A 22,955-nucleotide genomic window follows, 5' to 3' on the forward strand; every position below is an offset into this window, starting at 1 on the left:
AGACCTGTGCTCCGTGCAGGCGCCTAGGTCCTTGGCGCGACACAGGTTGGTCCTGCCGAGGCCAGCTTGGCATGTATCCTGGGCCTTTCGCCATACCAGGATGTCACCTCAATGGCGGCTCCGTCTCCACAAAGCACTGTAAAGCCGCTGTCGGTATGAGTTTGGACCTGGCCGGTCAGCCCGATATGGCGCCCAGGCGGGGCAAACATGCGCGCCTTGTCGATCACGATCTTGGCACCGGCAGTGAAAGTGAAGGCGCCCGGATAGGGATCGCCGACGGCGCGGACGAAGCGAAGGACATTCTCGGCGGCATCGCTCCAGTCGATCATTCCGTCGTCGGCCGTGCGCTTTGCGCAATAGCTGGCAAGGGATTCGTCCTGCGCGACGCCCACGGCCTTGTCACGACTTATCGCCGAAACGACAAGCGGCGTCATCTCGAGCAGGGCCTGCTTGTGCTTGTCGTAGAGCGAGCGCGCGGTCTCGTCCGGTGCCACGGCAAAAAGCTTCTGGAGGACGATAGGGCCACTGTCGACACCCTCGTCGAGCCGGAAGAAAGTCGAACCCGTCTCCTTTTCATTCGCAATGATCGTCCAGGGGATCACCGCCCTGCCCCGAAAACGCGGTAACGGCGCCGGGTGAAAGCCGATCGAGCCATATCGGGCGACCGAGCGAAATTCGCCGCGGCAGATTTGCGACCAGCCGACCACCATCGTCAAATCGGGCCGCTCGGCTTCGAGCCTGTCGATCGTGTCGGGCGCATTGATGTCCTTGGTCAGGTGGACCGCGGCCCCGGCCAGACGTGCCGGCCCCGCCAGATCGACGAAATCGGAATGGCGTTTGGAAGCTTCGCCCGCAAGGGTGACAAGCAGCGAAGGCGTCATGCCAGCTTCGACAAGGGCATCGAATGCGACCCGAGATCCCTCCACCGCACCGACAAAGGCTATGCGCATGAATTCAAGGCTCCAACTCACCGGCGTGAGCGATAGATGGACACAGATCTCTTCTATTGTCTGCTTCGTTTCTGCGCCCAAGTCCTCCTTTAGAGGTAAACGGCAGCCGGCGATGCATCCCTATGTGCAACTCGTCCCTTCAAAGAAAGCTGGGTATTTAGGGGTTGCGACAGCGGGATTGGAATACGCGATGGACAGCTTCGCCGGCTTGGCATTTCTGGATCGCAGCGCCACTACAGTCGGGAAGGGCGGATCTGATCTGCTACGCATCGCGATCCTGCTTTCTGGACGCCGACGCATTTGTGCTTTCGTCCCGCTACGAAGATTGCGCGGTACCACTCAAGGCCATGGCCGGCAGCCCGCCCATCGCGTCCTTCGACTGCGACGTCATACATGCTGCGCTACGATCCCCAAGGACTGAAGACCTGTCACCATGCTGACGACCACCCGTCTGACATTGCATAAGATCGACGCCCGGATCAGGATGACCTGGGCTGCGTCGGGCGCAGACGCGTTTCTTGTCTCCTATCCCGAATCTGGAGCAACCCAGCTTAGACATATCCTTTCGGAATACTTTCGTCGCCACGCCAACGGCGAAAATGTCCATCTTTCGCCAATGTTCGAGGTTCTTCCGGATTTCGATCTCGATCCGACGAGGGGCATCCCGGCTTTTCGTTACACAGATGAGCGCCATCGTGTGCCGCTCGTCCTGGTTTCGCACCTCACCTATAGACGCTCGCTTTTTCTCAACCGACCCATCATCTTCATGACTCGAGATCCGCGCGACGTAATCGTGTCAGCTTATTTCGATGCCACACGTCACAAACGCTGTTTCGAAGGCACCATGGACGCGTTCATTGCCGATCGCGAACAAGGCCTGCCGGCTCTGATAGTATATCTGAATGATTGGGGTAGAGGTCTAAAGCATCACGTAAGTGCAGTATTGGGCTATGGGGAACTGACGGAAGACCCTATGGGTGCCTGCACGCGTATCCTGAGATTTCTCGGCCACACACCGTCCGTGCGCGCGCTTCAGGATTCTATCGACGCCTCGCGTTTCGATGTAATGCGTGAGCATGAGATGGCGGGCGGCCTAGCGACCCACGATGGCGAAAGCCAGCATGCGCGTCCCGGCAAGGTCGGCGGCTTTTCCGATCATCTTAGTGATGCGCAAGCCGAACTCATTGAGCAGACCTGCATCGACTGGCTAACTCCAGCCGCGATCGAACTGCTTGCCCGTGGCGGAACGCGGCTCGCATGCGGCTGGTATGAACTTCGCCGCCAATTCATGGATGAACACGGCCAAGGCGAGACGATCAAGAGAGATCTTCCTGTCGTCGAATCCCTTTCCACCAATCCATGCAGCAACTTGGCGGAGATCGCCGAGAAGTATGGAAATAATCCATCGACGTCCTGACGTTAAGAGGGGAGTAAATGCGACTTGCGATTGTGCAGGCGGGCCTGGGTGCAGGAGGGACGGAGCGCGTCGTCAGTCTGCTTGCCGCAGATCGATGCAGGCGCGGAGATGAAGTCCATCTATTTGCTTTCGTGGGAGAGCAAGACAAGAGCTATTTTGCCCTGCACCCGAAGGTCACCGTCCACAGACTTGTAGAGGATGGAGCTTCGCGGCTTTCGAAACTCGGATTTGTCCGCAGCTTGCGGCGCGTGGTCGTGTTGCGCGCGGAATTCAAGCAGCTTCAGCCCACTCTGATCGTTTCATTTCTAACAAAGATTAATATTCTTTGCCTGCTGGCGGCGAAAAATCTTGGCATCCGGGTTATTATCTCGGAAAGAAACAATCCCAAAGCGCAGAAAAAACACGCCGCTTGGCGGCTCGTTTCTGGCATCATACTTCGGCAGGCGGATCGGCTCGTCATGCAGACTGATGCGATTGTCAAGACGCTTCCGGATACGCTCAGAAAAAAAGCCCACGTTATCGGAAATCCTTGCGAGGTCATCGGAAATCCGTGCGAGGCGACCGATGCCTACAAAGACCATGGCAATGAGATGTTTCGCCTGGTCGCCGTCGGACGCCTGGTGGAACAGAAAGGCTTCGACACGCTGATAAAGGCGTTTGCTAAAGTCGCCAGCGAATTTCCGGCATGGGCGTTGACAATCTTCGGCGAGGGACCTGATCGGGTTCTTCTTCAACGTCAGATCGATGCGTTGGATTTGGAGGACAGGGTAAAGCTTGCCGGCATTACCGAGCGTCCGGGCGAATGGGCGCGCGACGCCTCCCTCTTTGTCCTGCCGTCACGCTACGAAGGCTTTCCCAACGTGCTGATCGAGGCGATGGCGGCAGGCCTGCCCGTCGTCGCAACGGACTGCGATTTCGGTCCATCCGAAATCATCGAACCAGGCGTTTCGGGTCTGCTGGTACCAGTCGACGATGTTGCCGAGTTGGCATCCGCGATGGCATGCCTGATGCGAAATAATGCTCTTCGCCACAAAATGGGTAGATCGGCCCGGAAAACGATCGATCGGTTCTCAATGCAGCAGATTGCGGAAAAATGGGACTCCGCTTTGACGAAATTCTGAAAATGAAGGCAATCGATCACGAACTCAGTTATTCAGGTTCGCGATCTACGAATGAAAAATATCCAATGCCGGACAAGAACACCTCGAGCGTTTTCAAATCTGGCGCACATATCCTGATGTTCATCCGGAGAATGATCTTTGATAGGCGCACTTTACAGCCAATGTAACTAAAAGCGGCGACCTGTCGCGCGAAGGCAATGCCCGCACATCGTCCCTGATTGGGATCGGTCTCAAGACACAAGGTTACATGTAGACTTTCGAGATTGTGTCCCGTGGCGTGGCTTGGCTTTTGACCACTACGAAGCCTTGCGGTTGGCCAGAGGACGTATCAGCGAGCCGCGGCAGGCATGCTGATGAAAGGAGCATCGCTCATGAAACGCACGTTCGACCTGCTCGGTGCCGCCTGCCTTCTGCTGCTGATGTCGCCCTTCATCGCGGTGCTTTCAATAGCAGTCGCGCTGCTTCTTGGGCGGCCTGTTTTTTTCCGCCAGGAACGTCCCGGCCTGCACGGGAAACCATTCAAGATAATCAAGTTCAGAACGATGACCGATCGTCGGGATCGTCATGGCCGGCTGCTTCCCGATGCTGACAGGCTGACTGGCTTTGGCAGCTTTCTGCGCGCAAGCAGCCTTGATGAGCTGCCCGAATTGATCAATGTATTGCGGGGTGAGATGAGCCTCGTCGGGCCTCGTCCCCTCTTGATGGAGTATCTCCCCCGCTATAGCCCTGAGCAGGCGCGTCGTCACCAAGTCATTCCCGGCATCACAGGTTTGGCGCAGGTGAACGGCCGCAACGCACTTGATTGGGAGAACCGCTTCGTCCTGGACGTCTGGTATGTCGATCACCGGACCTTCGCACTTGACCTGAAAATTCTCTGCCTGACCTTTTACAAGATCTTCACCCGAGAGGGGATCAGCGCCGCGGGACACGCCACCATGCCCGAGTTCATGGGCTCGCAGGTTTTGCAGTCGGGCGGGCCGTTGAGGACGTCTGGATCGCGCCTGCCACGGTTGGCCGCAAGGGTTGCAGCCATCGGTATTCTGCTAGAACTTGGGACTGCCGCTTTCGTTTTTGTTGTCGATCCATATGGGATCAACCATCATCTGGAGATTCCTGATTTCAATGCCGAAAAGACACATCGCCTTTCGATCGGTACGACAGCCGAGCGCTCACTACGTCTATGGCTCACCGACTACGACACTTTGATCCTCGGCGGCTCGCGGGCGCGCGTCGGGCTTGATCCCGCCGGACCGAGCCTAGCTAGGCTGAAGGCCTACAATGCCGCGGTTCCGCATGCGAGCATGGTCGAACTCTATGACATTGGCATGTTCGCCCTGGCTCACGGCGCACCCCGCCGGATGATCGTCAATCTCGATTTCTCCATGTTTGAGGCGGACCGAACGGAAACCCAAGATTTTCCGGAGTCCGGCTTTGCCGGGGTTCCAATGCCTATCGTTTATGCGCGGTCCCTGTTCTCCCCCGAAAGCTTTATCGACGCTTTGCGGACGGTGCACGCCAACAGCATTGGATTTCGGGAGACCGACAAGGAAGACGGTTTTCACCAGATCATGTTGGCACATAATTACAGCTACAGACAGGTGTCCGACCAGAGGCTGAATCGGTTGATGGCGGAGTTTTCGTCTCCCGGCAGCTTCGATTATGACATCACCAGAATCGGCCTGTTGCATGACCTGCTGGATCGTCTCACCGCCGCTGGAGTAGACGTCACGCTCTTCATTTCGCCGATACATGCTCGTCAGATGGAAGCACTCAGGGCCATGGGGCTACTCCCGGTTTACGACCGCTGGCGTGTGGATCTGACGTATACCGTAAGTCAGGTCAACGCATCCAAGACAGCCACGTCTGAAGTGAGACTGTGGGATTTTAGCGGCTATAACTCCGTTACAATGGAAGACATTCCGGATCCGGGCGATCGTCATCAGACGATGCGGTGGTACTGGAGCTCTGCGCGTTACACTCCGGCCTTGGGAGAGTTGATGCTGGATCGCATGCTCGGCCAAGCCTATTCGGGCCCGTCGGATTTCGGCATATCTCTTACCGGATCCAACCTTAGATCAATCCTCGACCAAGAGCGAAAGAGGCGCACCATATATGTCGTGCTTCATCCCGAGGAGATTAATAGGATATGGAGCCGTTTGCTTTTATTTAAATTTACAAAGCCAAATATCTAGGCAATTTTTTCTTTATTAGTTCGGTATGTCTTATAGTTCTACTTTTTTGTTCCGCATATATTTAGCGATAAAACGGCCATGAAGCTGCTACCGCTAATGGGGTAGGCCATCGGTCGTAGCGGCGATCAGGTCCTAGCTTATTGGGGTTGCGACAGGACCAAACTTGGTCGTGGCGGCTTTCTGGTTTCTGCCGATGATGGATGCATCGGCAGAAACAATCCCGGAGAACGACCAAGGGACGCGTACTGCCGATCAAGAATGAGCGGGGCGACTTTGGCTACGGTTGCGATGATCGGAAGACTGGCTCGACGGGTGCTGCAAGCTGCCAGGCGCAAGAGTGCGGGCCGCACGCGCCTGGCCAATATCGCACACCTTCTGACCGGCAATTTTCTTGGCTCATTGCTGGCGCTTGTAGCCTTTACGCTTTCAGCACGAGCGCTTGGCGTGACGAACTATGGTGAGCTTGCATTGATCATCGCGTTCACAAGGGTCGTCGAGCGCGTTGTCAGCTTCCAGTCGTGGCAGCCAATTATCAAATACGCAGCCGGCATGAACGCATCCGAGGGCCACGAGAATTTGCGCGTCCTCATGAAGTTCGGCCTGCTTATCGATGTCGGCGCCGCTGTCAGCGCCTGGGTCGTCGCCATTGGCGCGGCCCTTCTCATTGCGCCGGTTTTCGGTTGGTCGACGCAAATCGTGCATCTTCTTGTTCTCTACTCCAGCGTTCTGCTATTTCAGATTTCCGGCGTCCCCGTGGCTGTCCAACGCATGGCCGGCAACTTCCGCCTCCTCGCCTATGGGCAGCTGCTCAACGCCGTTCTGCGCGTATTGCTGTGTCTGCTCGGCGTGCTGCTCAATGGCGATCTCGCTTACTTCACGGCGGTTTGGGCCGGAACGCAGATCCTCGGCTCCCTGGCGCTCCTGACGCTGACCATGCGCGCGCTACACAGGCAGGGTGTCCACAATGTCCTGGGCGCGCCTTTGGCCGGCATCACACGCCGCTTCCCTGGCATCTGGAATTTCGCGTGGTCGTCGAACATCTCACTCACCTTGCGCGCGAGCGCGCAAGAGCTCGATACGCTGCTGGTCGGGTGGCTAGCCGACCCGGCCTCGGCTGGCTTGTACCAGATCGCCAAGCGCATAGGCCGCGTCGGCCAGCAAGTAGGCCCGCAGGTGCAAAACGTTCTCTATCCCGATGTCGCCCGCCTTTGGGCAAAAGGCAGCATCGAGGAATTCAAGCGGGTGATCTTTCAGACCGAAGCCATGCTGCTCTGCTTTGGCGTCATTTGCGTCCTGGTCGTGGCGGTGCTCATCCGGCCGCTGCTCGCCTGGACCGCGGGACCGGAGTTCATAGGCGCAGCCAGCCTCGTCATCGTGCAGATGGTGGCGGTCACGTTCGTGCTTTCGGGCTCAGCCGCCCGCTCGGCGCTGCTTGCCATGGGCCGGCAACGTGAGGTGTTGCGCATTGTTGTCGTTGCCACAGCCGCCTTCCACGTGACGGCCCTCCTGCTCATCCCGCGGATCGGCGCGATGGGGGGCAATATTGCCCATATCGTCCTGGGCATTCTGTGGGCCTTCGGCCTGGCGCTTTCGTTGCGACAGGCGCTCAAGACCGCCCATCATCCCGACCGGCAAACCCCGCCGGCGGACGCTCTCAACCAAGCAAGTCTTGCCCCTTCAAAGGCGATCTAGATGTCTCTTGCACCTCAAGCTCTTGCGCCTCAAGCCCAGGCACCTCAAGCCCTGGTCACTTTGCCTGCAGCGCAGCGGCGCTCGCCTTCCTCTCCTTCGTCGCTCACACATCTGCAACGACTCGAGGCTGAATCAATCCATATCATTCGCGAGGTCGTCGCCGAACTGCGCAACCCGGTGATGTTGTATTCGGTGGGCAAGGACTCGGCCGTAATGCTCCATCTCGCGATGAAGGCCTTCTATCCGTCGCAACTGCCGTTCCCCCTTCTCCACATCGACACGACGTGGAAATTCAAAGAAATGATCCGTTTCCGCGACGAGACTGTCGCGCGGCTTGGCCTGAAGCTGCTGGTGCGTCGCAACGAGGCCGGCCTGGCCGAAGGGATCACGCCATTTACACATGGCTCGTCGACCTACACGCAGATCATGAAGACGGAGGCGCTGAAATCGGCACTGACCTCGCTCGGCTTCGACGCCGCTTTCGGCGGCGCGCGGCGCGACGAGGAAAAGAGCCGCGCGAAAGAACGGGTGTTTTCTCTGCGCAGCGATAGCCATGGCTGGGATCCAAAGAACCAGCGCCCGGAACTATGGAACCTCTACAACGGCCGGCTGAAACCAGGGGAGTCCGTCCGGGTCTTTCCTCTCTCGAACTGGACCGAAACCGACATATGGCAGTACATCATGAGGGAGAACATCCCCATCGTCTCGCTGTATTTCGCGGCCAAACGCCCCGTGGTGGAGCGCGACGGACAGTTGATCATGGTGGACGACGATCGTCTGCCGCTCCGCCCAGGCGAATCCCCCGAAATGCGCTCGGTACGCTTCCGCACGCTTGGCTGCTATCCCCTCACCGCGGCCACTGAAAGCACTGCCGCGTCTGTTCCCGAAGTGCTCCAGGAAATGCTTGTCGTGAGGACCTCCGAGCGATCAGGTCGGCTGATCGACCATGACGAGACAACATCGATGGAAAAGAAAAAGCGCGAGGGGTACTTCTGATGCTGGGTTTTGCTCAAACCGCGGAACTCGAATCTTCCTCGATGGACGAGATCACTTCGCAATATCTTGCTGTCCACGAGAAGAAGAGCCTGCTGCGATTTTTGACATGCGGCAGCGTGGACGACGGCAAATCGACGCTGATCGGCAGGCTGCTCTACGACACGAAGCTGCTGATGGAAGACCAGCTTGCCACACTTACCCGCGATTCCCAACGCCACGGCACAACCGGCGGCGATCTCGACTTCGCCCTTCTGGTCGACGGTCTCGCCAGCGAGCGCGAACAGGGCATTACGATCGACGTGGCCTATCGTTTCTTCGCCACGGAGCGGCGCAAATTCATAGTCGCCGACACGCCCGGCCATGAGCAATACACCCGCAACATGGCTACTGGCGCATCCAATGCCGACCTGGCGATCATTCTTGTCGATGCGCGGCAGGGCATTCTGACCCAGACACGCCGGCATTCCTTCATCGTTTCGCTGCTCGGAATCCGGCATGTCGTCCTTGCGGTCAACAAAATCGACCTGGTCGATTATTCGCAAACGGTATTCGACGAGATCGAGGCGACCTATCGAAGCTTCGCGGAACCGCTTGGCTTCGCGTCTCTGGATGCCATCCCGCTGTCGGCGCGCTATGGCGACAATGTTCTTTCGAAAGGCGAGAACCTGCCCTGGTATCGGGGCCCGACGCTCATCGAGCATCTGGAAACCGTCGAGGTGGAACGAGACCGCCGTAGCGCGCCTTTCCGGATGCCGGTGCAATGGGTCAATCGCCCGAACCTCGACTTTCGCGGGTTTGCCGGCACCATCGCCGCCGGCGTGATCCGGCCGGGAGACCGTGTGGTCGTGGCACGATCCGGCGTGACGAGCCTGGTCAAGCGCATCGTCACCCAGGACGGAGACCTGTCGGAGGCAGCGGCCGGCGAGGCTGTCACGCTGACGCTCGAAGACGAGATCGACGTTTCTCGCGGCGACGTCCTGGCGGGGGCGGCGGAGCGCCCGGAAGTGTCAGACCAGTTTGCGGCCCATCTGCTCTGGATGCACGAGGATCCATTGATCCCCGGCCGCCCGTATCTGATCAAGCTCGCCACCAGCGTGGTGGGTGCGAGCGTTACGCAGATAAAACACCGGGTTGACATCAATAATTTTGCAAAACTGGCAGCAAAAACCCTCGAGAAGAACGACGTCGGCTTCGTCAACTTGACGACACAGGCACCGCTCGCCTTCGACCCGTTCTCTAACGTGCACGAAACCGGCGCGTTCATCGTCATCGACCGGATCAACAACCACACGGTCGGTGCCGGAATGATCGACTTCAGTCTGCGCAGGGCGAACAACGTCCATTGGCAAGCACTGGATGTCGACATGAATGCGCGGGCGATCGCCAAAGGTCAAAAGCCCGTGGTGCTGTGGTTCACAGGCCTGTCGGGCTCCGGAAAGTCGACGATCGCGAATCTCGTGGAGAAGCGCCTCCATGCGATCGGCAGGCACACCTACCTTCTGGACGGCGACAATGTTCGCCATGGCTTGAATCGAGATCTCGGCTTTACCGACGCGGATCGCGTGGAGAACATTCGTCGCGTCGCCGAGGCCGCCAAGCTGATGGTCGACGCGGGGCTGATAGCGCTCACTTCATTCATTTCGCCATTCCAGGCGGAGCGGCGGATGGCGCGCGACCTCTTCGGCCCAGGGCAGTTTATCGAGATCTTCATCGACACACCACTGGAGGTCGCTGAAAGCCGCGACCCGAAGGGCCTTTATCGACGCGCCCGAAATGGGTTGATCCAGAATTTCACGGGCATCGGCAGTCCCTATGAGCGCCCGGAAGCGCCACAGATCACGGTTACGCCGGATCTGAGCGCCGAGGAGGCCGCGGAAGTGATCGTCAGCTACCTCGAACGAGGCAGCTACCTCGGAACCGCGACCGGGTAACAGGCGATGGTTGGAGGAGCTAGCCAAGGGCCGATACGGGTTTGCTTTCCATTTATCGGTGATGATGTCGGTGGAAGCCACATCTCGGCGCTCAAGCTCATCCAGAACCTCGATACATCGAAGGTCGTTCCGATTCTGGTGCTTCAGGAAACGGCCGGGCCTCTGGCGGCCTTTCTGCAAATGGAGGGCCAGCCCTTCACGGGTTTTCCGCTGCCGACGACTTCGCCTGGAAAGGGAACAATCCCCGGCGATGTCATGACCTATCTGACCAGTACGCTTCCGCGCATGCGGCGTTTCATCAAGGAGCAGAAGTTCGATATCGTTCACACCAATGACGGCAGGACGCATGTGAATTGGGGCATTGCGGCGAGGCTGGCAGGTGCTCGGCTGGTTTGGCATCATCGCGGCGACCCCGACGCCAAGGGCGCTAACGTGCTTGCGCCGCTCATCGCGCATCGCATGGTGACGGTGTCGCGATTTTCGCGACCGCGGCATCCGATCAGATCCCTCAAGGGACGGCTCAGCGTCATCCATAGTCCCTTCGACCATCCGTCGACTGTGCCTGACAGGATCGCGGCCAAGGCCGCACTTCTGGACGAGCTAGGCCTTGCACCAGGAACACGCGTCCTGAGCTTCATCGGCGGGCTGATCGAACGAAAGCGGCCGCTCCTCTTCATCGATATCCTTGATCGTTTCGTGCGGGAGCATCCGCAAATCCCGGTCGTCGGCTGCGTGTTCGGGAATTCACCCGCGGGCTCGCAAGATCTTGAAGCGGCCGCCCGCGTGCGCTGCGCCGAGCGCGGGCTCGGCCAAACGGTGCGCTTCATGGGTTTTCGCAACCCGATCGAACCTTTCCTCGCGGCAACGGATGTTCTGGTGGTTCCCGCCATGGGAGAGCCCTTCGGCCGAACCCTTATCGAGGCGATGTTTCTTGGGACGCCGGTGGTTGCAACCGATCATGGCGGCAATCCGGAAGCTATCGAGAACGGGCGGACCGGATTTCTGGTCACACCGGAAGACGCCGGGGCCTTCATGGAGCCGCTATCGCGGTTGCTGTCCAATCCGCCGCTCTGGGCCCGGATCAGCGATGCAGCCCGCGACCACGCCTTCTTCTCCTACAGCACGCACCGCCATGTCGAAAATGTCATGAAGATCTATGACAGGGCGCTTTGCTCCCGCAAAGCCGGCTTGGCGACCGACCTAACCAGCGAAATCGGCGGTTAAAGGATTTTCGCAATGCGGGTAGAGCACATCGATTTCCTTGTCATCGGAGCCGCAAAAAGCACAACGACCTGGCTGCAGCAGCAGCTTCAGGCCGATCCGAGCGTCAGCACGCCGGCATCCTGATAGACGCATCCAAGGGAAGGGCCTCCTTTGACATGAGTGAGTTTCACGAAAAGTCAGCTGCGCCATTGACATATGGTTCCCCCGGCATTGATCGAGGTCTGCCGTACGAAGCCCATCATCCTGCTCGCAATGCGAACCAAGACACGGGAGCTGCCCAGAGTGGGATCGTGGCCACGACCCCGGCCGGTCAAGTTGGATATCGCCGCGAAATTGACGGCCTGAGGGCGATCGCAGTCGTTCTGGTGATCCTCTACCATTCAGGGCTTCGCGTCGCGGGCCTTGACCCCTTTGCGGGCGGTTTTATTGGCGTTGATGTCTTTTTTGTTATTAGCGGCTATCTGATTGGCTCGATTGTACAGCGGGAAGTCATGGATGGGACTTTCTCGTTCGCCAATTTTTACGAGCGTCGCGCGAGACGGATCCTACCTGCGCTGTATACCGTCTTAGCAGTAACGATCCCCTTCGCTTGGCTATATATGCTGCCGAGTGCCTTTAGAGACTATTCGGCGAGCCTTTTGGCAACCGTGTTTTCAGCCTCCAATCTATATTTCTGGCATGTTGCGAGCTATGACGCAGCCGACAATCTTTTTCGTCCATTAATTCACACCTGGAGCTTGGGGGTCGAAGAACAGTTCTACGTGATCTTCCCTTGCTTTCTTCTACTGGTGTGGAAATTTTCTCGGAAATTTTTAACAGCCATCCTGTGCATTGGGCTCGTCGTTTCGTTCATTCTTGCGGAGTGGATGACGCGGCATTTCCCGGACGCATCTTTTTTTCTACTGCCACCCCGAATCTGGGAACTAGGGTTGGGGGTGTTTCTGGCAAGACGTGAATTGACTGGCGGCCGGCTTGTGTCGATGCGCTCTTCGCGAGTCGCGCCTGCGGTCGGTTTGGCGCTCCTGATCTGCGCGGTGCCGCTGATGCGGCCGCAGTGGCACCACCCGGGACTTGTGACGCTGATCCCGGTTGCAGGAACGGCATTGCTTATCTGGTATACAGGACACGGCGATCCCATTACACGAGCGCTTTCCTCCCAACCGTTTGTATTTGTCGGTCTGATATCATATTCCCTCTATCTTTGGCATCAGCCGATATTTGCTTTCGGCAGAATGAGCGCAACCGATTCTGTCGGTGGTATGATGGTATTTTTTTGGATTTTGATGTCAGTTATACTTGCCATTGCGACTTACCGCTTCGTTGAGATTCCGACCCGTAGCAGAAAGCGAACCAGCAAGCACGTTATATGGCTGATTGCCTCACTAGGGGCCGTACTACTCAGCGGGGGCGGATACTACTGGTATGTCCAAAATGGCCTGCCAAGTCGTTTTGCAGACGGCCTGGCCCCGATTGCCGCTGCATCCGATATTCGCGAGGCTCAGATCTTTCAGAACGGGAAGAGCTGTCTCAACTTTGCGCCTGAACAGGGTCCTTGTACCTTTCATGGCTCGAATCCCGAGGGCTATGCTCTTGTTAGTTTGGGTGACTCTCACGCTCGCACTCTGCTTGGTCCGATGCGAGACAGCCTCGATGACTACCGAGATATCGCCTCGTTCACACCGCTCAATCGAGGCGGCTGCGTATTTCTTCTCGGTCTGCAAAGGGTTGACGTGGACCAACCGGGTTGTCCAGGCGACTACAATGACAAGAGGCTCGACTACATAGGCAGGCTGAAGCGACCGATAGCCGTGCTCTTGTGGCGTCTCCCCATTCTCGTGGAGCAGAGCCGTTACAACAATGGCGAGGGGGGAATCGAGCCGGGCGACGATCACCCGCATTTGGCCAAGCTGGGTGAAACCGGGCCCGCCGATCCGGCTGCAGTCGCCACGGCCATTTCCCGCACCATAAACACACTTCTGGAGCGCGGGGTGAAAGTTGTCTTAGTCTATCCTGTCCCGGAGATGGGTTGGAACGTCCCGCAGGTGCTTCTCATGCGGGCCAGACGCCAGAACGATCCTGCAGCTTATATGCAGGCGGACCCGATTTCGGTTTCCTACGGGGATTTCCGCCGGCGAACGCAACGGACATACGCATTATACGACAATGTCGGATCCGATCCAAATCTCGTGCGTGTGTATCCGGAGAAGGCCTTCTGCGATCAACAGCGCTGTTTCGCCAATCGAGGCTCTCAGATTTTTTATCGGGACGATAACCATCTCAGCGAGACCGGCGCGTCCAAGCTCAACGTTTTGATCATGGACGCCATCAAAGCACGGTGGGGAAATGACCGATGACAGGCGAAGGAAGAGCCGTGGACTTTTTCGACCGGGAAGTCTTATGCGACGTCCCAGCACGGAAGCGACAAGGCTTCCCTTGCAGTAGAGCTCGACGCTATGCCTTGCGGTGGTATATTTCGAAATACGGGTCCAAAGAGCTGGAAATTCTCTCATCCATGTAAGCGATCTCGTCTCTGTTGAAATAGTCGACATAACCGCCAATTTTACCCCGGCGCACCTTAAAACTGTCGGGATTCGACTGGTCCGTCGGGCGCATTCTTTCGTGGCCGAAAGCGTCTGCCATTTCGATCTTTCGCAAATTCTCGAAAGAGCCAAAGGTTGTCGCCTCATCGAGGATCATCTCCGGCACGCCCTGAATGCCCAGAAAATCTAGCGCCGTGCGAAGCGCCGATTTTGGAGCTTGGCGCATATGTTCGTAGGACAGCATTTGAAATGCCTTCACCTTATCGCGGTTGTGCGCCCAAGCGTTGTAGAACGCTATGATGGAATCAATGCTGCCGACATCCTGGGCAAGAAACTCACTGATCGTTCCGTCAAACACCTTCATTCGGTGCGTTGCGTCGAAATAATATGAAACAAGCACGTCTCTCGGATCCCGAACCAGAAATAGGATCTTTTTTCCTGAATATTTTGACTTATCGGCCTGGATTTCGCTGGGACGCTTAAGGTTTGGGCTGTCGTCGTGAGAAAAGCCAATGCAGGGGATGTTCGACGAGATCTTCCAGAAATGCTGGATTTCCATCGGATTCTGCAGGTTAAGGCCGTAGTGTTTGTCGATGACGCGGCCAACCATGGTGCGCAGCCACGTTCTACCGCATTTCGGGTATGAAAGCACAAAGGAGTCTCGCGACCAAAAGATCATCTGGCGGCGCAACGCTCCCAGGGGACCCGAGTAGCGTATTTTCTTTGGAACGACGGCTTCACCAAGGAAAAAGGTAGCGTCGCGAAGATTGTTCTTCAACTGTCCGAGCATAGAAAGCTTCCTCTGCTAGCGTGAGTTTGGCGCATTGGCGGCGTCAACAATGAAGTGCCCGAAGAACGGGACCGCCGGACCGAAACTCAAGCGACCATTTTAATCTCCGCCATTGTAAGCCATTGCGTCGGTGCAGCGAGACCTAGCTAGCTGGCTGGCCCGGACTGATGGGAGTACCTCTTTGGATTAACGCGGCAAAGTCCGCTTGCAGTTCCGATAGCCCCACATGCACAAAAGCATGTGTTGCTTAGAAAGCGGGTAAAGCGCCCCATAGCAGCGATAAGATCGTAGCCTCGAATCCGAACGATTGCAGGCCAACCTGTTCTTGATTGAGCAAGGGACTGGCAGGCACGGATTTGTGCCTGCGAGTTCAAACAGCCGCATCTCTTGACGCGCTCTCTTGGGGCGCGGCGGCTAAGCTTTGTCGAGGTCTAGAATGAGCCAGTCAGATCAGCCGTTTGAGGCAATCAGTCCACTGGGAGGCCAATCCCTTTTGCTGGCCACTGCGATCGCTCTCGGCCGTCTCGTCAGCAAACCGCGGACGATTGTTCATGTGCTGTCTTACTTGCGCCGGCGGGTGACCGGGCGCGCCAAGGCCGTTGGCAAGAACCTTCATCTCTACATCATCGATCTGGCCCTGGCGCTGGCGGCACTGTCGTTTGCTTCATTCATGCGATTGGGCCTTGATGGAGAATTCACCGGTCCGGAAAGCCACGCTTCGTTGCTCTTCGCACTCCCTTGCTTCCTGCTTACATGCGCCGTGGTCTTCCCGGTGACTTGCCTCTACACCCGCAACTGGCGATATGCTTCTGTCGGCGACATGCTCGGTATCGTTCGCGCGGCATTCGTCACATCGCTGGCCTTCGTGTTCCTGATGTTTGTGGCTACACGGCTCGATTCGATCCCGCGCTCGGTGATAGTGATCCAGTTTCTGTTGCTCGTGCCGCTGCTTATTTCAGTTCGCATCCGCTCCAAGCTCGTTGAGCTAAGCCGCTTTGGTCCGACTGCGAACAGAGCGAGAAACGGACGCGACGTGGTGCCTGTGCTGCTGATCGGTGCAGGCGATGCGGCCGATCTTTATATTCGCGCGCTGCAGCGGGATCCGAATGCACGCCATTGGCCGGTCGGCGTGCTCGATAATGGCGCAACGACAGAGGGCTATTTCCTGCGCGGCGTGCCGGTTCTGGGCAGCATCGAAGACTTCGACATGGTCATCGGCGATCTGGAAGGTCGCGGCATCAAGCCCCGCCACGTGATTTTCACCGAAAGGGTGCCTGGCCTCGTCGACCCGATGCTTGAAGCGCTGATCGACCGGGCCGACCGTCTGGGCATCGCTGTCTCTCGCCCCGCCCCGGTCCTGGAACTGCGCAATCCTAAATATCAGAGTCGCTTCGACTTGCGCCCCATCGAACTTACCGACCTTCTGGAGAGGCCGCAGGCGGTTCTTGATAAAGATGCGTTGTCCCGAATGATCGAAAACAGGCGCATCGTCGTCACCGGCGCCGGAGGCTCGATCGGCGGAGAGCTCACGCAGCAGATTGCCGCGCTCGGCCCCACCGAAGTGGTCCTGATCGATAACAGCGAATACAATCTGTACGCCATCGATCTGGAATTGGCGGAGAAATTCCCGAATGTGCGCCGGAAGCCATATATCTGCGACGTACGCGACCCTGTTCGCCTGGGCGAGATTTTCCGACGCCATCGCGTTGACCTGGTCTTCCACGCGGCGGCGCTCAAACATGTGCCGATGGTCGAGTTGAATCCCTGTGAGGGCATTCTTACCAACGTCATCGGTACTATGAACGTGGCAGAAGCGACCCGCCTTTGCGGCGCCAAGGCAATGGTCCAGATATCCACCGACAAGGTTGTGAACACGACCAGTGTCATGGGCGCTACCAAGCGCCTAGCGGAACTCTACTGCCAGTCCCTGGACCTCGCCTTCACCGCCGGCGATACCCCCGTCCGCTTCATGACCGTTCGTTTCGGCAATGTTCTGGGTTCAAGCGGGTCGCTGATCCCGCTGTTCAAGCGCCAACTCGCCCACGGCGGTCCGCTGACCGTGACCGACATGGAGATGAAGCGCTTCTTCATGACAATACGCGAGGCGGTTGAACTGACCTTGCAGGCATCGGCCCATGGTCTGGAGAAAAAACTCGGACAGGGCGAAATCTTCGTTCTCGACATGGGTGCGCCAATCAAGATCATCGACATGGCGCGCCGCATGATCAAGCTCGCGGGATTTCGGCCGGATGAGGACATCAAGATCAAGATTGTCGGCTGCCGGCCGGGAGAAAAGCTGTTCGAGGAACTCTTCGACGAAAGCGAAAGACGTGTCGACGTTCCGATTTCCGGAGTCTTGGGCGCCGTGCCCAACGCGATGCCGCTTGACACGCTTCGCAAGGGATTTTCGCAATTGCGTCGCTTGGCGAGGGCCGGCGACACTGAGGGAGTGTTAAATCTTGTTGCGGATATGCTTCCCAGTTACCGCAGAGAGGAAGCCAAGCCTGCGGCGGCGGTGACGGCGCCATTCGTGCCTCATGTGATCCTCGGTTCAGCCAAGGCAACCACGCGTCCACACGAGGCGGCCGCTTGAGGCCCAGCGGGAGCGCTGCCGTGCTAAGGCATATTGCCTCGGCTCTGTTTGTCGCGCTGTCGTGCGGCACTGCACTGGCCGGGGCGCCTCAACCTCAGCCGACAGTGGCCGAGGCACGGAAGGCGGTCGAGGCTGCCGGGGCCTATTTCCGCGATCATCTCGGTGTAGCGGGAACTTATGTATGGAAATATTCCCTCGACGGCCAAAAGAGGGTGGGCGAGGGCGGTACCGTGCCCGCGAGCGTTGGCTGGGTGCAGCCGCCTGGTACGCCGGCTGTCGGCGCTGCGTTCCTGCGCATTTTCGAGGTTACCGGCGACAAGCAATGGCTTCAGTCTGCCCAGGTCGTGGCAACCGCTCTGGTCAAGACTCAGCTGGAGTCCGGCGGATGGTTTTACAAGATCGAGACCGACCCGCAAAAGGCGGCGACATGGTGCTACCGCGCACTGAAGTTGGGCGGGAATACCTGTCGCGATATCAAGGACAATCCGCAACGCAACGAGACTGTCCTCGATGACAACAACACACAGAGCGTGCTGAATTTTCTGATGTGGTTCGACCTGGCGAGCGGCGGTTCGGATCCGGACGTCCTTTCCTGCATCGACAGGGCGCTTCATCGATTGATGCGGGTGCAATACCCGAATGGGGCCTTCCCGGTCTTCTTCAAGGGAGCCGCGCCTGGGGCGGATGTAAAGGCTGCGGCCAAGGCGAGTATTCCGGCCAGTTGGTCTCACGAGTGGCAGAAGCCTGATCGTCCGCCCTATTTCATCATCAATGACAATCTTCCCCGCGATATGGGTCGTCTCTTTCTCAACGCCTACCGCACATATCACGATCCCGCATATCTCAAGACGGCAGAGAAGGTCGGTGATTTTCTCCTTGCAGCCCAGTTGCCCGCGCCACAACAGGGCTGGGCTCAGGGTTACGATCGTTCCATGCAGCCGGTTTGGGGACGCAGGTTTGAGCCGCCAGCGGTCGTCTCGCGCGAAACCGCCGGCAATATCGATTACCTGATCGAGTTGAACGAGCAAAACAGGGATGTGCGGTTGCTGCACGCGGCGACGACTGCAAGCCACCTGGCTACAGGCGGCGCGCCTGTCCGACGGCAGTTGGGCACGTTTCTACGAACTCAACACCAACCGGCCGCTTTACATCGATGAGGGCGGCCAAGTGACGTTCGACGACATGGACCTCCTGAAACACTACGGCATGAAAACCGGTGCAGAGATCGAGCCGGTGTTCGCTCGGCTCGAGAGTGCAACGCGGGGGCAGAGAGTTTCACGTCAACGACTGTGGATCAGTGCCGCGGATGAGTTGAGTACTGGCGAACTGAATTCAAAGGTGCGTCAGCTCGTCGACAGTCAGGATACCCAGGGACGCTGGGTTGAGGGCCGGTTTATCGAGGGAGAAGACTTCGTCGAGGGCGTGTTCGCCCTCGCTCGTTTCATCTCCGCGCAAGCATCAGAGCCGGCGAAATAGCTTCTATATATCGCTCGCTCTTGCCATGGGGAGACTCTGACCAGATCTTCCGGGTGCGCCGATTTTTTTAGCCTTTGTAGAAGCTGGAAAGCTCGGCTGGTGGGCCCCTTAGATCCGCCTGCGTAGGAAAGGCCGCGAACGACCGTACTTGGAGCGAGTACCGCGAAGAAAGCGCGTGACCGTTCTTGAAGCTGGGCCGTCGCGCAAAATCGCAACACTGGGCGCCATTCCAAGCAGCAGAGGCACGAGAAAGAAACGACTGTAAAGATGCGGTAGCGCATTGGCCAGCGCCGCGAAGAGGAGAACTGTCGTCGCCGTGCAAATGGCGGATACCTTGCCTTCACGACTCCGAGCGGCAAGGATGGCGATGGTGATGCCTGCCACGAGCAGGAGCAGAAAACCGATAAATCCGGGCAGCCCTGCCTCGACCCATATGAGGAGGTAGGTGTTGTGGACCGGGGCGTGCAATTCGCTGACCTGCCGATACTGGTCGGCACCGATACCAAGCAGTGAATTATTGTCCGCTTTGCCAATGGCCTCATGGATGAGCCGCATACGGTCTGCAAACGTGCCAGCCTCATCGAGGTCACCATTCTGCAGCGCATTCAGCACGCGGTGTTGGAAGACCTCGGGCAAGAAGTCGCGGCCCCAGGTAACGGCAATGAAGAATGCGGCGAGCGAGGTCACCGCTAAAGAAATGATGCGGCGCCACGAGCCCGTCGCGACTACGAAGATGGTGACCGCAAAGACAAGGCCGATCAGGCCGGTATTGGATCCCGTCAAAATAATGCCATAGCCAAAAAGCGGCAGTCCGACCCAAAGCCAGCGAGGCCTTATGCAGCCTGACGCCACCAGCCACAACATTAGCGGGACAGAGAGCGCTATCAGCGTTGCGCATTCATTCTCGCGTTCCACCCAACCCTGAAAACGACCATTGCCGCTGACAAAGACGGTGCCGCGTTGCTTGAGGATGTCGATTATCACTATCCCCTGCAGACACATCACGGCGATCGAGCAAAGAAATGATTTCATCAAGAGAACGATTTCGGCCCAGGGCCTCGACACGATCATGAAGGCCAGGAGAAAGTAGGCGTACAGATATTGCGCCGAGATGATGAAGCCTCGCTGCGGATCTCCGTGGATCAGACTGCTTAGCAGCAGCATCCCGCATAGTAGGGCGATGCCGATGTTCCATAGAAACGTCCCCGCGCCCAAGGGAGAGATCGAAAAGGATTTCCCGAGTATGGCTGCGAATACGGCCGCGAGAGCGAAGCCGTCGCTGATGGTAAAATAGAATGCATCAAACCGAAGAATATTGAAGGGCGTGAGAAAGACGGACGCCACGGCGAACCAGAGCCCGAGTCTCCCGGCTACCTCTGGCAACGATGTGACGGCCGGTTTGGGGCCGGGCCTTGTCCAATAATGGCGAGGAGCCCTGGCGTAGTTCATCCTCACTCCTGAATCTGCTTGAGAGTCCTTTTCGCCAGCCCTCATTGGGCCTGCAGTTCAGCCTATCTGCCAAGATAGGGCCCGGGCCGGTTACGCTATCCTTTTGGATGATGTCGCCTTTGCGGCTAAGCCTCTTGAGCGCGATTGCGGCCGCGCAACCATGTTAAAACTGTCGTCGCGGTAAGTCGCGAATTCGATGTTGGGTAGCCTCCAGGTCCGATGTGGCAGGGCCGGCTTGGACCAGTCGAAGACAAACAAAAAGGGGCGGGATCTGTGAGCTTGATAGACGACAACAGCGTGTGGAGCCGTCTGGAACCATTCCTTCAAGAGCCGATCGAGCCGTCGAAGGAACGCACTTTCGGCCCGCGCGAGCTCTACACGCTTTTCCGAAGGCGCCTCCCCTTGATCCTTGCGGTCGTGACTACCGGCACCGCTCTCGCGCTCATCACGGCTGTGGAACTTCCCAAGACGTACACCGCTCGTTCGATGATCGTTGTCGAATCCGACGATCCCAATCCTCTCGACACCGCACAAGCGCAGCCTAATCAACAGCCCGACAAGTCGCGAATGGACACCGAGGCGGATCTGATCACCTCTCGTGTCTTTGCCAGCCTGGTCGTCGACAGACTGGACCTCATCAAGGACCCGGACTTCAACACCTATCTGAAACCAGCCGCGAGCCGAGCTTCCCCTTCGGATTCGGGCCCTGGACTGCTGTCACAGGCCGTCGGCTTGATCGTCTCGATACCGCGAGCGCTATGGAGCCTTGTCGCCGGCGCCGACCCGCAGGATCCCGCGTCGCTGCCATCGAAGGGGGTTCAGCAAGATCGGGCGATTTCATCGTATCTGTCGAGCGTTTCGGTTGACCGGTCCGGAGAGAGCTCGGCGATGACGATCTCCTTTTTCAATGACGACGCGTCGAGGGCGGCCCTGATAGCCAATGCGACGGCCAAACTGTTCGTGGAATGGTCCCGGGACAACAAGCGGCAGGACATCAAGGACGCCGTTAGCTTTCTGAGGCAGCAATCGACGGAGCTTGCGTCACGGATAGCCGCCATAGAAGGCCAGATCGCCCAGTATGCGCGAGAACACGGTGTATCCAGCGATCCGCGCGATGATCTGCTGCGCGCCTCGATCCAGCAAAGCAACGAGCAGCTCAGCACCGCCAGAGGTGAATACACGCAAGCGCAGGCGCGCCTCGCCCAGGTCAGGCTGGCGGCCAAGACCGGCGACGCGGGCGCCAACGTCGATCCCCTGCTCTCATCGGACTTCCTGACGTCCCTGCGCAACGACGAAGCGACGGCGATGAGGGATCGCGCGCAACTGGCCAGCAACTACGGGCGCAATCATCCCTTGGTCCAGGAGGCGGATGCAAAAGTAGCGGCCGTCCGCGCGATGATCTCTCAGGAGATGCTGCGTACGATCGCAATCCTGGAAAACGACGTCCGCGTCAACGAAGGCAGGGTCAACCAACTCGCGAAGACTTTGGAGGAGTCCAACGAGCAACTGCGGCAAAGGAGCCTGGCGGAAGCGAAGCTTCGGGAACTGAACAACCAATTGTCGACCGAGCAGAAGCTCTACGACCTCGTATCAGGCAGGCTTGGCAGCCTCGATCCGTTTTCCGAGGCGGTCGAGCCCGGCGTGCGGACGGTTTCCGCCGCCGAGATTCCGACGAGCCCTTCCTTTCCCAAACTTCGTTTGATGACGGCAGGCGGTTTCGCCGCGTCGCTGATCCTAGCCCTGATCCTTGTGCTGACGCTTGAAAGCATGGATGTGAGAATACGCGAGTCACAACGGGTATCGAAGCTTATCCGTGCGCCACTGCTGGCGTCGATTCCGCAACTGCCCAAGAAATTCCTGCAACGCGCCACGCCCCCTCTTGAAACCTTGTTGTCGCAACCACGGTCGGCCTTCTCCGATGCCTTCCGGTCGCTGTACATGGCATGCACCCGGATGAACGGTGGCCGGAGCAAACAGGTGATCCTGGTCAGCTCAGGACTACCACAGGAAGGCAAGACAACGACGGCCATGGGCCTCGCCGTGGCAGCTGGAATGGACGGCGCCCTGACAGCGCTGATTGATCTGGATTTGCGAACCCGCAGCATCCATAGCGCCATGCAGTTTGGGCCCGCCGACAAGACACTCAACGACTACCTACATGGTGGTTGCACCCTGGCAGAGATCGTTCAGACGCTTCCTGAAGTTCCGCGACTGGATGTGCTGGCGCCATCTGCCGACGACCAGACCTTGCCTGAATTCCTCAATTCCAGCCAATTCGCGAAATTGCTGGAGGCGTTCCGGCTCGAATACGACGTGGTGATCATCGACGCGCCGCCTGTGCTCGTCGTCGAAGACGCAATCAGGATTGCCGCCTCGGTGGATACCGTCGTGGTCGTGGCCGCGTGCGACAACACCACGCAAGAGGCTCTCTCCCAGGTTGTCGAGCGCCTGCGGTTCGCCGGCGGTCCATCGATCGGCTGGGTGTTCAACCGCGTCGACCCCTTCCGACAGGCCCGTGGTGCCCTGCGGAAAGCCTATTTGAAACGGCAGCAGATTCGTCGTTATTTTCCTGCTTGACCGCCAT

Annotated in this window: 15 protein-coding genes; 12 read left to right on the top strand and 3 right to left on the bottom strand. The window is 58.1% G+C overall.

Annotated elements, in window-relative coordinates; translation table 11 throughout:
* Positions 1-23 precede the first annotated feature (23 nt).
* Positions 24-950 (bottom strand): formyltransferase family protein, encoded by a 927-nt coding sequence (locus tag ACIU1A_RS19610; RefSeq protein ID WP_140625476.1) that lies wholly within the window; start codon positions 948-950, stop codon positions 24-26.
* A 433-nt stretch (positions 951-1,383) separates the two neighbouring features.
* Between ACIU1A_RS19610 and ACIU1A_RS19615 the strand changes: the two genes are divergently transcribed.
* From ACIU1A_RS19615 to ACIU1A_RS19650, 8 genes are all read left to right on the top strand, one after another.
* The gene (locus ACIU1A_RS19615) at positions 1,384-2,367 is read left to right on the top strand and encodes a sulfotransferase domain-containing protein (protein ID WP_404925050.1); all 984 of its coding nucleotides are present in this window, start codon (positions 1,384-1,386) and stop codon (positions 2,365-2,367) included.
* Between the two features lie 17 nt (positions 2,368-2,384).
* Positions 2,385-3,488, top strand: coding sequence for a glycosyltransferase family 4 protein (locus ACIU1A_RS19620; protein ID WP_140525323.1), 1,104 nt, complete (start codon positions 2,385-2,387; stop codon positions 3,486-3,488).
* A gap of 371 nt (positions 3,489-3,859) precedes the next feature.
* A complete protein-coding gene (locus ACIU1A_RS19625) occupies positions 3,860-5,680 on the top strand; it encodes a sugar transferase (RefSeq protein WP_404925051.1) in 1,821 nt (606 codons plus the stop codon).
* A gap of 288 nt (positions 5,681-5,968) precedes the next feature.
* Positions 5,969-7,372, top strand: coding sequence for a lipopolysaccharide biosynthesis protein (locus tag ACIU1A_RS19630; RefSeq protein WP_224519136.1), 1,404 nt, complete (start codon positions 5,969-5,971; stop codon positions 7,370-7,372).
* Positions 7,373-8,368 (top strand): sulfate adenylyltransferase subunit CysD, encoded by a 996-nt coding sequence (gene cysD / locus ACIU1A_RS19635; protein WP_404925052.1) that lies wholly within the window; start codon positions 7,373-7,375, stop codon positions 8,366-8,368.
* 41 nt (positions 8,369-8,409) lie between these two features.
* Positions 8,410-10,299, top strand: coding sequence for a sulfate adenylyltransferase subunit CysN (gene cysN / locus ACIU1A_RS19640; RefSeq protein WP_404927972.1), 1,890 nt, complete (start codon positions 8,410-8,412; stop codon positions 10,297-10,299).
* A 6-nt stretch (positions 10,300-10,305) separates the two neighbouring features.
* On the top strand, positions 10,306-11,523 hold the full coding sequence (locus ACIU1A_RS19645; protein ID WP_140633003.1) for a glycosyltransferase family 4 protein: 1,218 nt from the start codon (positions 10,306-10,308) through the stop codon (positions 11,521-11,523).
* Between the two features lie 155 nt (positions 11,524-11,678).
* Complete coding sequence (locus tag ACIU1A_RS19650) at positions 11,679-13,877, top strand: acyltransferase family protein (protein WP_404925053.1); 2,199 nt, start codon at positions 11,679-11,681, stop codon at positions 13,875-13,877.
* 97 nt (positions 13,878-13,974) lie between these two features.
* Here ACIU1A_RS19650 and ACIU1A_RS19655 read toward each other — a convergent pair whose 3' ends face one another.
* A complete protein-coding gene (locus ACIU1A_RS19655) occupies positions 13,975-14,853 on the bottom strand; it encodes a sulfotransferase domain-containing protein (protein WP_140633010.1) in 879 nt (292 codons plus the stop codon).
* A gap of 436 nt (positions 14,854-15,289) precedes the next feature.
* Between ACIU1A_RS19655 and ACIU1A_RS19660 the strand changes: the two genes are divergently transcribed.
* From ACIU1A_RS19660 to ACIU1A_RS19670, 3 genes are read left to right on the top strand one after another with little or no spacing between them, the layout of a single operon-like run.
* Entirely contained in the window at positions 15,290-17,446 is a 2,157-nt protein-coding gene (locus ACIU1A_RS19660; protein ID WP_404925054.1) for an SDR family NAD(P)-dependent oxidoreductase, read from the top strand.
* 20 nt (positions 17,447-17,466) lie between these two features.
* A complete protein-coding gene (locus tag ACIU1A_RS19665) occupies positions 17,467-18,603 on the top strand; it encodes a hypothetical protein (RefSeq protein ID WP_404925055.1) in 1,137 nt (378 codons plus the stop codon).
* 10 nt (positions 18,604-18,613) lie between these two features.
* The gene (locus ACIU1A_RS19670; protein ID WP_404925056.1) at positions 18,614-18,922 is read left to right on the top strand and encodes a hypothetical protein; all 309 of its coding nucleotides are present in this window, start codon (positions 18,614-18,616) and stop codon (positions 18,920-18,922) included.
* 108 nt (positions 18,923-19,030) lie between these two features.
* On the opposite strand, the gene ACIU1A_RS19675 is transcribed toward ACIU1A_RS19670, so the two are convergent.
* Complete coding sequence (locus ACIU1A_RS19675) at positions 19,031-20,371, bottom strand: O-antigen ligase family protein (RefSeq protein WP_404925057.1); 1,341 nt, start codon at positions 20,369-20,371, stop codon at positions 19,031-19,033.
* A 279-nt stretch (positions 20,372-20,650) separates the two neighbouring features.
* Here ACIU1A_RS19675 and ACIU1A_RS19680 point away from each other — a divergent pair, with 279 nt between their 5' ends.
* The gene (locus ACIU1A_RS19680; RefSeq protein ID WP_140581298.1) at positions 20,651-22,948 is read left to right on the top strand and encodes a polysaccharide biosynthesis tyrosine autokinase; all 2,298 of its coding nucleotides are present in this window, start codon (positions 20,651-20,653) and stop codon (positions 22,946-22,948) included.
* Positions 22,949-22,955: the final 7 nt, after the last annotated feature.

Origin of the sequence: Mesorhizobium maamorense (assembly GCF_044998965.1) — a bacterium.
GTDB lineage: Bacteria > Pseudomonadota > Alphaproteobacteria > Rhizobiales > Rhizobiaceae > Mesorhizobium.